Consider the following 12568-nt stretch of genomic DNA (forward strand, 5'->3'; position numbering starts at 1 on the left):
AACGAACAGGGAGACAGTCCCTTATGAAATGAGAGATAACAGAATTAGAAAGATAGAATGTCGTCCTCTCAAACGTTGACTATTGTCATGATGTGTCAGTATGAAAGGTCTAGGTTGATTGATGCATGATGAAATAGGCAACATGATCTCGTTCGGAGTGAATACTTGTGTTGCAGTTATGAATGGAGTGATCCCGAGAGGAGTACGAAATCTGCTATTTTTTGTCATGTAGTAGCCTATATTATACTATATTTATATGCTTACTAGTGTTATTTTTTCAATGTTTCGACATCGTTTTCAGAAAACATGCTTCAGTCCTGAAACAAGGAGTTTGAAAAAAAAGAGAAGAATTTCTGCATGCTGCAGTCATTCTTCTCCGTCATCGTCCTAATGCAGTGTATTAATATTTCTCATGAAACTGTACCAAATAGCAGAGCATTATGCTCCATTCGCAGCGTTATTTCCCCAGGTCTTATTTCCACCCTCGCCGTTGTGCTTATATACTGCCTGTAGGAAGTCATGCACGGCAGCCTCGTACTGCTGCCGAGCTGTAGGGTACGCATTCGCATGTACAGCGTTATCGATAATCACCAGCTTTGTCATTCCTACTGACTTCTCTCGATAGATCTGCTCACTCATGCGTGTCGGAACAAATGTATCTTTGCCACCGTGAATTAATAATAGCGGGATTGGTTTATCCGCAACCTCCTGAATCGGCTTCACCCGCTTCATCGAAAACTTCGCAAGTCGGTTCAGGCGCCGTTCCAGCAGTGCAATAAAAGGGAAATGCGGCACACGGTTCAATTCCTTCATCTGGTACTTCATTAAGTCTTCCATATCCGAATACGGGCAGTCCGCAATAATAAACTTAGCATGCTTATTGATGCCTGCATACATCAGCACCGTTCCTCCGCCCATGGACTGACCATGCAATCCAATATAGACATCGGAGCCAACTCGTTCACGTACCCATTCAACCCAGCGATCAAGGTCTTCACGTTCATAATAGCCGTACGTCGCATACGTCCCTTCACTTCTGCCGTGACTGCGTTGATCGACAAGGAGCACATTATAGCCCTCATCGATAAATAAGCGAATAAACTGCGATCCAATGATATGATTGGCCGTATAGCCATGTACGATAATGACAACCTTCTTGCGATCAGGATAAGGCTCGATATAGTACCCTCTTAGTACAAGACCATCAGCCGAATTAATGGATACGTCCTCTTTATGAATGGCATCAAACTCCTGCCTGCTCATTAAGCCGAACCCTTCCACTGTCTCAAATGCCTTATCAAGTGTGCTGCGCTCCCACATGGTTACCTGGCGGAAAGCATATCGGCTCACCGCTAGTGTTGCAATAACGATGCATAGAATAAGGAATAGCGCTGTTGCTCCAATCCACCACATGTACAATCATCCTTTGTGTAGTTCCTAGTCAGTATGTTCTTTTATGATAGCCGCTTCCAAATGAATTCGCCAGTCGCAGTGCCGTTCATAGCATATCTACATCCAATTCATCGAACGTGATATCGCTCAAATCCCTGAAAGCGTGTCCCTTGAAACGTCAGCTTCCCCCGATCACCTGCAGCTAACATACCGTAATCCTTATTTTTTATACGAAACTCCAGCCGATCTCCGCTCTCTACCTCGAACGTTACGTAGTAATGCGTAGAATAGTGATTGTGATGGTTCGCATGATGCCGATGGGACACCTCAGTACGTTTATCCGTCACTATCGCTTCCACCGTAAGGATCGGTTGTTGATTATTATAATTCCATTGCATTATATTCTTAATGATCACAAAGAGGAAAATTGCTATAAATACAATAAAGAAAATCGGAAAGATGGCAGACATCGAATCGAACATGGAAAACGGTTCATTGAATCCTACCCCCATGCAGTGTCCTCCCCTTGAGCGAACTACAAGATGAACGCCTCATCTCAAACATCCAAATCCGAACCAATTGGAATCCAATATTTGCATATTCCATCTTTCAATTCACGCAGCGTTCCCCCATTGCCTTCGATCACTTTACGGGAACGAATATTATCTTTATCAACTGTCAGCAGCACTTCAGTAAGACCAAGACGGGCTGCTTCACGAACAAGCTCACGCAAAATCAAGGTGCCATAGCCCTTCCCCCGCTCATCAAGCCTGATAACGTACCCAATATGTCCGCCCCGTTCCAGCAGCGCCTCATTCAGTCTATGCCGCAGCTTTCCATAGCCGACTGCCTTACCATTCACATACAGCCAATAAATCGTCTGCTGGACATATTGGGGCTGTAGACCGATCCCTTGAGAAATGTTCCAATGCTGTCTCAAGAAACTTCGAAATTGCCCCCTCCTCATTCCGTACGCGCTATTTACAAAGCCGTTCTCCCCCGGTCCGATCGCTTGAAGCATTTCATACAGTTCGTACCCGTCCGTAAGCTGGAGAGGCCTCAACTCAATCTTCTGCTCTGCTTCATCCATTACGATTCAACCTCCATTCAACGCCTTATTCAAACATTAGAATTTTCGGCTCTGATGCATGCTCGCACAGCAATGTGAACAGTTGACCTCGATGATGCACCAAGTGAAGCACAATTTCCAGCATCCACTCGAAGCGAGAATAGGCTGTTCCCCAATAAGCATGTTTGATTTCCATCCATTGCTCCTCCGACCATAAATTCATTTCATCAACAAGAGAACGATGGGATTTTGCGAGCGTATTTTTCATATCATCTATCGTGTTGGGCGTATGTATATGATAAAAATGTTCCATTTCCTCCTGAGTTGCTTCATTCATAATATGCAGATCAGCAGCACAAATGAGCGCCAAATGTGCAAGCATCTCCCGCAAGGAACGTTTATTCGGCATTGGCTGCAAGTCCAATTGAGCATCCGTTACCTGTTCCATAATGCCATGAATCGACTGTACAGCTAGATCGAGCTGGTGTATAAGTGAGCGTTTATATGCGATATCCATATGAAGATCCTCCCTAGCATTCATGATGTAAATGTAATTCGATCAATTACTAAATTATACCACATAAACATTCATAAATTGACACCATATTCATGACTGTTATAGTAAAATTGTTAAATCATGACATAGAAAAAAAAGGGGGGGGAGTAATTGTAAATGGATCTTACGACAGGCATGCTGATCCGATTTACGAAAGCATTAGCCGTTTTATTCTTCGGGCTATATGTTTTCCTCGTTGCCTTTGGCAATATTACGGACTACAACACGAACTTTCAATTCGTGAAGCACGTACTAAGCATGGATACAACATTTCCCGACAATAACATTAGGTATCGCGCTATAACCGGAACGACACTTCATCACATCGGGTATATTGCGATTATTATTACCGAGGCAGCTATCGCACTCATTTGTATGTGGGGCTCCCTTCGTTTGTTTACTCACCTTAAGGCAGACTCGCCTTCGTTCCACAAGGCCAAAAAGGTATCCATCATCGGACTCATACTAGGGTTATGTGTATGGTTCTTTGGCTTTCAGGTCATCGGGGGCGAATGGTTCGGTATGTGGATGTCTACGGAGTGGAATGGACTGTTAACCGCTGATCGACTGACAACATTCATGATGGGGGTACTGATCTTCCTGACTTTGAAAAATGATGAACTGAACGAATAATACCGGATTCTACCTGTAATACAGCAAGAAAGGCGCCGTGGCCAAATTCTAATTGACACCGACGCCTTTATCATTTTTTCATCAGCCTGGTTTTGACTGATCTAGTTCGCAAACACAATTTCCTTTTACTGCTTCAGCTCAATCTTCCCGGCTTTACGATCCCATAATCGACTTCCCTGCTCCATTGCCATACTGAGAATCATGCCTACGATCAAGCCATTATTCGCCATTGTCTTCAGCAGTCCTGGAAGTTCACCAACTGCTTCCGCTGGAATGAACATACATCCAATTCCCATCATGATCGACACGCCCAATATAAAACGATTGCGTTCATTCATTGAGATCGACTGGAATTCCTTCATCCCAAGTCCAACCATCGAAGCGAACGGTATAAAAATCGTAGCGTAACCAACCGGCATCGGAATCGATGCGAAGAAGGCCGTTGCGGGCGGGAAAAAGCTAATGCCCGCAATCAACACACAAGCAATAATAAATGGCAGACGTTCATATATGCGAGTCGTCATAATAAATCCTGCCGTACCGGAAATTGGAACGCACCCCATTGCCGAGAAGATGCCCCCTAAGCCAGTATTCGCACCCATCATCAGCATCGTACGATCATAGTTGACCGGCTTGGATTTCTCGCCAGCATTCTTCATTACGCCTTCCATGACGCGAATGCTCGTCATCATGTTCGCAATAAGGAGCAGACTGACGAACAGAGATGTCATAACGATCCCCGAATCGAGCTCAGGCAATCCCCAAGCAAATGGCATCGGAGCAGACACCCAAGCAGAAGAAGGCTGAATCGGCTCCGTAATACCAAGCAGATAAAACAGCAGCCAACCTATACACAGGCTGATTAGCACTGAATAATTGCGCAAAAACGCCTTCGAGCTTCGAGGCAGCAGCATGGCGCACAATAATGTGATAAGCGCGGGAATGGCGACCTGAAGTTCCACATGTGTGGAGGCACGGTATCCGACACCCAGCATTCCCTTCATGAAGGAGCCGCTTAGCTGTGCAACGAGAAGAAGCAAATAGGTTCCCACGACTAGCGGGGTGAACAGCTTGCCAATCACCGCTGTCAAGCGCAGCACTGCAATGACGATAAAGAGTGCGCCCGCAATCAGCATCCCCATTTCCAACTGGCGTAGTCCGCCTTCTAGCGTAAGTGTACCTGCTGCGACGAGTCCGCCGTACACGGCAAAGACGCCCCACCATAACCCGGCCGGATTCTCCATAATCGGCAGCCGGTGGCCGAACATCGTCTGCAGGACGCCTGAGATCCCAATAATTAAAAAAGTCCGCTGCATGAATTCCGCAATATCCTGCGGCGAAAATCCAAATGCATGACCAACAGCCAGCGGGGCAACGAGGCTCCCCGCCAAAATAAATACGAGCCACTGAAATGAGGCCAATCCAAGTTTCATCTGATGTCTCACCTGTTCCTATCATTTCTAAGTTGTCTATTCTATGATGCAGCTGTAAATCTATGAACCTTCAAGTCCATACTGCCTCATCTTATAATATAGCGCTCCGCGCGATATGCCGAGCTGCCTTGCCGCCTTCGCCTTATTCCCCTTCGTCCGATTCAGCGTCTCTGAGATAAGCGCTCTCTCCATCTCTTCCGAATGCACACTTAACGGTAGCTCCGGCTGCGTCAATTCATTAAGCGTCGTAAGCCGGGCATAGTCCGGCAAATCCTGCGCAGAAACGAATCCATCACCGCCGCGTCCCATATAGGATACTAATGCATACTGCATCGCATTGGCCAGCTGCGCCATATTGCCAGGCCAACTGTAAGATGTAATCGCAGCCAGTGCATCTGCACCGAGATTCGGGATGCCAGCGCCCATCTTCTCCGCCGCTTCGTATATATAGTAACGCGACAGCTCTGGTAGCTCTTGCTGACGCTCCGCCAGAGAAGGGATATGCTCCGTCTGGAACACATAGTATAGCTCCTGCAAGACGGATTGAGGTGGCTGCTGCATTGTCCTCTCCCCATTTTCATGCGGGATAGAGGCCACTACATGCGCATCAAGCTCAATCGGCTGCTTCGCTTCAACTTCTCCCGAACGATAATATTTCCCCTCCTGCAGCGCCTCTGCAAGCTTCTCTTGCACCGAAGCCGGAAGCATATGCACATCCTTCAAATAGAGGGTTCCATTCCTAGCCAGCTCCAGCTTGCCTATACGCGGATGTTCTCCCTCATACCCGAACAGTTCAGCCTCTAGTAAACCTGCTGGAATGCCGCTGCAGCTCACATATACGAACTGCCCTTCACGGGCGCAAAATGAATGCATCCATTTCGCAACCGACTTCTTTCCAACTCCAGCTGATCCGGTCAACAGCAAAGGGCATCTCATTCGGGCTAAAGCTGCCAAGCTGCTCTGCTTCTCCTTGGACAGCGGCAGCAATGCATTCGATATTCCTTCTTCAATCGGACGGCTGACCATCTCGGCGCTAAGCTTTACATACTGCGTTACATTACGCTCTATCGAAATAGCGCCTATTAGTTGCTGTGCCTGATTGAACACCGGGATGGCGTTAATCATGACATGCATTCCTGGGCTCGGCTCATGATATACTTGGCGAACTTCCTGTCCACTCTCCATAACTTGCAGCAGCATTATGGATTCCCGCTGAAAATAGTCCCCTATCTTCCTACCTACGATTGCATCACTTTTGATTCCGTACGTATGCTCCGCAGCCTCATTCCAATACATAACCGTCCCTTCCGGATCTACGATTGTAACTGCGTCATTCGTCGCTTTCAGCACGCCTTCGAACCATGATTGTATCTGTTGCGACTCTAGCATTCTATCACCGATTCTTCTCTATTTTTTCTTAAATTATGGCAAAAACAGTGTAAAAAAGCAATGAAAACACAAATATCTCGCTTGGCAAGCGTCAATTATCGGGCAACCCATTTTCCATATGATGCTAAAATAATGATTTACTTTATGTATATTATGTGATTATAATTAATCATAAATTATATTTGTGTATAATTTTTGAACACTATTTCAACCAAACTGCAAACAACAATATCGTACAGAGGGGAAGCTACACGCCATGGAAACAATCATGCGCAATGCATTTCTCTTTCTCTCGAAGAATCGGCTTGCCAATCGAACCGCCAAAAAATACGGTTTGCGGTTCGGAGCTAAGCGCTTCGTCGCGGGAGAGCAAATTTCGGAAGCGATTACAACGGTTAGGCAGCTTAATGATCGCGGCATCGTAGCCACATTGGATCATCTTGGCGAATTTATCTCCACCAAAGAAGAAGCAGCAGAGTCAGCACAATATTGTATTCGCACGCTAAATGAAATCGCCGCTCATCAGGTAACATCCAATCTTTCGGTTAAGCTGACACAACTAGGCCTGGACATCTCGCCCGAACTCTGCCTTGATCATATGCGCGCCATCCTCGATACGGCTCAACGCCATAACAACTTCGTGCGCATTGATATGGAGGACTACGGTCACAACGAAGCCACCATCGAGATGTTCAATACACTAAGAGAAGAGTTCGGCAGTACAGTTGGACTCGTTATTCAAGCTTACCTGTACAAAAGCAGTGAGGATATCGATCAACTGAATCGCTATAAGCCGAACTTGCGTCTCGTCAAGGGGGCTTATAAAGAATCACCACAGGTCGCTTACCCGGATAAGGTTGATGTCGACCGCAATTTCACCCACATCATTGAACAGCATCTAGCCAACGGCAACTACGCCGCCATTGCCACACATGACGATCACATCATCGAGCACGTCAAGCAAATCGTTCGCACTCATAACATTCCACGCACACAATTTGAATTTCAAATGCTGTACGGCATCCGCAATCAAGCGCAGCAGCAGCTTGCCGACGAAGGCTACACCATGCGCGTGTATGTCCCGTATGGCAACGACTGGTATGGATATTTCATGCGCCGACTCGCTGAACGGCCAGCTAATGTTGGATTCGTGCTCAAATCCATGTTTAAGGCGTAGCCAGCTTAACGAGGGACATTGTCAGAATGATTGCACTGAACTTTTTATATATTCATATCAAGAATAATCAAACATAACGGATGGTTAAGGAGGTCATTAACATGACAGTAATCGATTATCGAAATGAGCCATTCACGAATTTCACGGCAGAGGGGAATCGTGAAGCAATGCAAAAGGGCTTGGAAAACGTGCGGGAGCAGTTGGGACGCACCTACCCGCTTGTAATCGGCGGCGAGCGAATCATAACCGAGAAGCGAAGCACCTCCACAAATCCAGGGAATATTGAACAAGTCGTTGGCCATGTTGCCCAAGCTGGCGTTGAACTTGCTGAATCGGCGATTGCAGCTGCGGATGCGGCATTCCGCAAGTGGCAGCACGTCGCTCCAGATGTTCGTGCAGGTTATCTGTTCAAGGCAGCAGCCATCATGCGCCGCCGCAAATTCGACTATGCAGCTTGGCTTGTCTACGAAGTCGGCAAGAACTGGGCCGAGGCTGATGCAGATGTAGCAGAAGCCATTGATTTCTTAGAGTTCTATGCTCGAGAAATAATTCGACTAAGCAGCCCTCAACCTTTAACAGCTCTGGCAGGGGAAGACAACCGACTCACTTATATTCCACTTGGTATTGGGGTTGTCATTCCACCGTGGAACTTCCCGCTCGCGATCATGGCTGGTATGACATGTGCTGCAATTGTGTCTGGGAATACGGTCGTGTTAAAGCCTTCTTCCGCTTCCCCTGTCATAGCAGCAAAGTTCGTTGAATTGATGGAAGAGGTTGGACTTCCTCCAGGCGTCTTGAACTTTGTACCTGGTTCAGGTTCCGAAATTGGCGACTATCTTGTCGATCATCCGCGTACTCGCTTCGTATCCTTCACAGGATCGCGCGATGTTGGTCTGCGCATTAATGAACGAGTAGCTAAGACTCAGCCAGGTCAGCTCTGGATCAAACGCTTTATCGCTGAAATGGGCGGCAAGGACGGCATCGTCGTTGATAAGAGTGCAGATGTGGAAGAAGCAGCAACTGCAATCGTGCAATCTGCTTTCGGCTTCCAAGGGCAAAAATGCTCTGCCGGCTCGCGTGCCATTGTCCATGAGGACGTGTACGATGATATTGTTCGCCTCGTAACAGAGAAGACAAAAGCTCTCAGCGTCGGTCTTCCAGAGGAAAATGCTGCAATAGGCCCTGTTATCGACAAGCATGCATATGAAAGTATTTTGAAATATATCGAGGTTGGCAAAGGAGAAGGCAAACTCGCAGCAGGAGGCAGTATTGCCGATGGCAACGGGTATTATATTCAACCCACGGTGTATGTAGATGTAGATCCGGAAGCAGCCATTATGAAGGAAGAAATATTTGGGCCTGTTCTGGCAATCTCCAAGGCTGATACGTTCGAGCAAGCAATTGACATTTTCAACAATACCGATTACGGCTTGACCGGTGCCGTGTACAGCATGAATCGCGAGCATTTGGAATATGCACGCCACCACATGCATTGCGGGAACCTGTATTTCAATCGGAAATGCACAGGCGCGCTTGTTGGGGTACACCCATTCGGCGGATTCAATATGTCTGGAACTGATTCGAAGGCTGGAGGAAGAGACTATCTGCTTCTCTTCACCCAAGCGAAGCTCGTATCGGAAAAATGGTAATTTCCAGAACCGCATCAATCTAGTTCTTTAATCTGATTCATTTCAGGTAACGTCATTATCAATAAATCAAAATTCGCCAGCAGACCTCCTTATTTTCGAGGAACAGGTCTGCTGGCTACTTATATGAACATAATGAACATAACCCGCTTTTACTCTTCCGTTTCATTTTGCAGAAGCAAGTCACGAATGCAATCGCTATACAGCTTATTCGTTTATTTATCGTATTGAATCAATCACTTGGAACAAAACTTTCATTTTATGTTATCGATAACTCTTTCCGGTAAAATATTTCATCTCTTTCCTAAAATAAGGGAGCCCACAATAAGAAATCCGAGCATTTCCGCAACGATCCAAATGACACGAATACAACGATTCTCTACCTGATCCATATCTTTAAGCTGTACAACGCGATGATCATATTCGAGCGGCCGGATAAGCTGGCCGAGTCCATCTTTCGTATGCTGTCGGGCTGCCAAATCCAGCTTTGGAGCAATGTGGACAATTTCCCCATTGTCATATCTCCCTTGCATTCGATCCCCTTCCATGACAAATGATGCCGGCCTTCCGCCACTATTTACATAGTACTGCAGTGCTGCAATCATTGGCTCTTCTTGAGCGCCCTTCAAATGGGCCAGACCATCCGAGATATCTAACGGATAAATGCCCCACTTGATATGATAGTTCCCTGATGACGAATCCTCTTGGTCAAGCGAAAATAACGCGATATCTCCAAGGTTCAATTCATAGCAATTATCCTCTTGTCGAGTACATGCAATTGTAATTTCTTGCTCTGTTTGCTCACCAGACACGATATAGATGACTTGAATCGACATCTTTGCCTTTTCATTTCGTATCACTTGCCCAATAAGCAGCGTATCCTGGTCGTCGTGTGTCAACCGGTGTAGTACATCTGCAGCTTGAACAGGGATTACGAAGGATATAGCCAGCCACAGAAATAAGCTGAAGCAACAAATCCTTCTCAAGGGCACACCCCCAACAACATAATTGCATGAATGCCAGCTCCTATGATGTCTCACTTTTTACTCGCGTTTCCGTATTATACCATTCGGTCTTATGAAATGTCTTCCCTTATTTCATAAAGAAAAGGACATGAAAGCTATAGCTTCATGTCCTTCGTTCTACATCTGTTCATTGTCACGGGCAATACACATTCATTTATTCGTCAGAAGGTGACTGTTCAAGCGTATTCCATGATGCTGACAGCAGTTCATCAAACAGATCGTCATCTTCCTCTAGTCTGGCATCCAGTTCGTAAAATTCTTCCTCATCCCCAGATTGCGCCGTAAAGTGCAGGTTATAATCCCAATCCTTCCCGTTCTTGCTGAAAAAGCTAATTTCATACGGAGATTTTACATTCTCCAATTCAAATATAACTTGTCCAAGATAATGTTGATCTTCATCTTGATGCATAGATGCCTTTGTAATTTTTACACTCATGTGTTATCCCTCGTTTCATCCTCGATGCTTATCATTATAGGTAAAATTGATGCGCTTATCCAGTCAGGTCAACGAAGCCGGAAATGCCGAACAGATGCTTGAAGCTCATTTGCAAGCTCATTCAAGCGGGAAACGGAACGATTCATATCATCCATTGCCGACAATGTAACCTGAGACGAAGAGGAAAGCACTTCACTTTCGTTACATGCATGCTGTGCAATATCCGTCAATTGAGACAATGAGGCGGCAACCTCCTCCGAGCCTGCAGACAATTCTTCCGTAGATGCAGATACCTCTTGAATTTGCGAAGCAACCTGCTCTGTCAACTGTGTAATACGCTGGAATGACTCCCTTGTATGCTGCATCGCTTCTTGCCCCAATAGAACTTCCCTCGTACTCTGCCCCATAGCCTCAACGGATGCAGCCATATTTTCACTTATCTCATTTACAAGGCTTGCAATTTGCCCGGCAGCCTGACTGGACTGATCCGCCAATTTTCTTACCTCAGCAGCCACGATAGCGAATCCCCGTCCATGTTCTCCAGCTTGTGCGGCCTCGATAGACGCGTTCAAAGCAAGCAAGTGAATCTGAGCAGCAATAGCTGTCATCACCTGTACCATTTGTCCGATATCATCCGATTGCTGACTCAATACTTCAACAGTATGAGAGGCCTTGCGATTCGCTTCACTAACTGCCATAATTTGCTGATCGGCTTGGCGTATCAATTCGTCGCCATCTGAAGCCGACTTTTCTGTATGTAAGGCGGAATCGGATACAACAGCCGATGTTTCCGCAATTCTGGCGACCCCTTGCGCCATTTCTTCAACTGCCCTTGCACTTTCCGCAGAAGCGCGCATCTGTATCTCAGCCCCGCTAGCAATACGCTGTATGGAAGCTGCATGCTGATTGGTTGCCTCTGTCGTTTGTTTGACAGAATGACGCAGTTGTTCCGACGAATCGGCGACCATATCTGTAGCTGTCTGAACTTGGCTAATCAACTGAGACAAATCTACACGCATCTTTTCAAAAGAACGCGCCAATTGCCCCATCTCATCATTGGTCGTACATGGTATTGGCGTCCGCAAATCCCCATCTGCAATGACCCGCGCCGATTCATTCAACTGCTTCATCGAACGGGAAATGGAGCGTGTTAACACGAAAGCCGTAGCAGTCGCGATTAGAATTGCCACAAGCAGCAAGATGAACAATACGGACTGGTGTGAACGATTTGTCTGTTCCACCTTGATCATTTCCTGCTGAATACGGTTTAATTGCTGCTCCCGTATTTGATCCATCTCACGGTTGATCTGTTCAGAGGCTTGATCGAAGGCCCCCATCGTACGATTACCGGTATCTGTTCCTTTATCCATGTAATCATGCGCCATTTGCTGGCCCATTTTATAAAAGTTTTTGAATGCCTTTTCAATCTCGTCTAGCTTGCCGGATAACTCCGTATGAATTTGCTTGAATCGCTGAACATCAGCTTGAAACTGTGAAGCATAATGCGCCGCTTGAGTAAATCCATCGTCCATGCCGTCTTTCCCTCTAGTAACGCCAATGTCGGTTAGCCACTGCTGTACCTGAACAACAGACAGCTTCATATTATCTGCAAGCAATGTCGATTGCAAAGTACGTTCCTTGATTTCTTTCACTTCACTCAACTGATTACTCGATGCCATATATTGATACATAAAAATGAATATCATACAAATGACAATAATCGAAAATCCTATTCTGTTCTTCAACCGGATGCTCATCGCTTGCCTCTCCTTTTTATGACCAATCGCCTTATCTCTTCCACATGGTAACGCA

12 protein-coding genes are annotated in these 12568 nt (G+C 46.2%); 3 read left to right on the top strand and 9 right to left on the bottom strand.

What is annotated here, in order from left to right:
• Positions 1–438: 438 nt before the first annotated feature.
• The 4 genes from ACQ5BJ_RS06585 to ACQ5BJ_RS06600 all read right to left on the bottom strand — a co-directional run bounded on the left by ACQ5BJ_RS06585 (position 439) and on the right by ACQ5BJ_RS06600 (position 2978).
• Positions 439–1413, bottom strand: a complete 975-nt coding sequence (locus ACQ5BJ_RS06585) for an alpha/beta hydrolase (protein ID WP_430109166.1) — start codon at positions 1411–1413, stop codon at positions 439–441.
• Between the two features lie 107 nt (positions 1414–1520).
• Complete coding sequence (locus tag ACQ5BJ_RS06590) at positions 1521–1904, bottom strand: DUF2500 domain-containing protein (protein WP_005546478.1); 384 nt, start codon at positions 1902–1904, stop codon at positions 1521–1523.
• Between the two features lie 44 nt (positions 1905–1948).
• The gene (locus ACQ5BJ_RS06595) at positions 1949–2482 is read right to left on the bottom strand and encodes a GNAT family N-acetyltransferase (protein ID WP_005546476.1); all 534 of its coding nucleotides are present in this window, start codon (positions 2480–2482) and stop codon (positions 1949–1951) included.
• Between the two features lie 25 nt (positions 2483–2507).
• Complete coding sequence (locus ACQ5BJ_RS06600) at positions 2508–2978, bottom strand: DinB family protein (RefSeq protein WP_268619931.1); 471 nt, start codon at positions 2976–2978, stop codon at positions 2508–2510.
• 156 nt (positions 2979–3134) lie between these two features.
• Between ACQ5BJ_RS06600 and ACQ5BJ_RS06605 the strand changes: the two genes are divergently transcribed.
• Positions 3135–3650, top strand: a complete 516-nt coding sequence (locus ACQ5BJ_RS06605; protein ID WP_005546472.1) for a DUF2165 family protein — start codon at positions 3135–3137, stop codon at positions 3648–3650.
• A 125-nt stretch (positions 3651–3775) separates the two neighbouring features.
• Here the strand turns inward: ACQ5BJ_RS06605 and ACQ5BJ_RS06610 are convergent, their stop codons facing one another.
• A complete protein-coding gene (locus ACQ5BJ_RS06610; protein ID WP_005546470.1) occupies positions 3776–5083 on the bottom strand; it encodes a purine/pyrimidine permease in 1308 nt (435 codons plus the stop codon).
• Between the two features lie 60 nt (positions 5084–5143).
• Positions 5144–6472: a sigma-54-dependent Fis family transcriptional regulator gene (locus ACQ5BJ_RS06615; protein WP_005546467.1), complete on the bottom strand. Its 1329-nt coding sequence runs from the start codon at positions 6470–6472 to the stop codon at positions 5144–5146.
• 256 nt (positions 6473–6728) lie between these two features.
• Between ACQ5BJ_RS06615 and ACQ5BJ_RS06620 the strand changes: the two genes are divergently transcribed.
• Together ACQ5BJ_RS06620 and pruA are read left to right on the top strand one after the other, a co-directional pair.
• On the top strand, positions 6729–7649 hold the full coding sequence (locus tag ACQ5BJ_RS06620; protein ID WP_040735816.1) for a proline dehydrogenase family protein: 921 nt from the start codon (positions 6729–6731) through the stop codon (positions 7647–7649).
• 101 nt (positions 7650–7750) lie between these two features.
• Positions 7751–9298 carry an L-glutamate gamma-semialdehyde dehydrogenase gene (gene pruA, locus ACQ5BJ_RS06625; protein ID WP_430109173.1) on the top strand — a complete coding sequence of 516 codons (1548 nt, stop codon included), beginning with the start codon at positions 7751–7753 and terminating at the stop codon, positions 9296–9298.
• A 290-nt stretch (positions 9299–9588) separates the two neighbouring features.
• On the opposite strand, the gene ACQ5BJ_RS06630 is transcribed toward pruA, so the two are convergent.
• The 3 genes from ACQ5BJ_RS06630 to ACQ5BJ_RS06640 form a co-directional block, all read right to left on the bottom strand.
• Complete coding sequence (locus tag ACQ5BJ_RS06630; protein WP_268619928.1) at positions 9589–10281, bottom strand: hypothetical protein; 693 nt, start codon at positions 10279–10281, stop codon at positions 9589–9591.
• 193 nt (positions 10282–10474) lie between these two features.
• A complete protein-coding gene (locus tag ACQ5BJ_RS06635; RefSeq protein ID WP_005546460.1) occupies positions 10475–10756 on the bottom strand; it encodes a hypothetical protein in 282 nt (93 codons plus the stop codon).
• Between the two features lie 68 nt (positions 10757–10824).
• Complete coding sequence (locus tag ACQ5BJ_RS06640) at positions 10825–12513, bottom strand: methyl-accepting chemotaxis protein (RefSeq protein WP_430109176.1); 1689 nt, start codon at positions 12511–12513, stop codon at positions 10825–10827.
• Between the last annotated feature and the right edge of the window lie 55 nt (positions 12514–12568).

The organism is Paenibacillus sp. B1-35 (assembly GCF_050474385.1).
Classification (GTDB): Bacteria; Bacillota; Bacilli; order Paenibacillales; family Paenibacillaceae; genus Paenibacillus_B; species Paenibacillus_B alvei.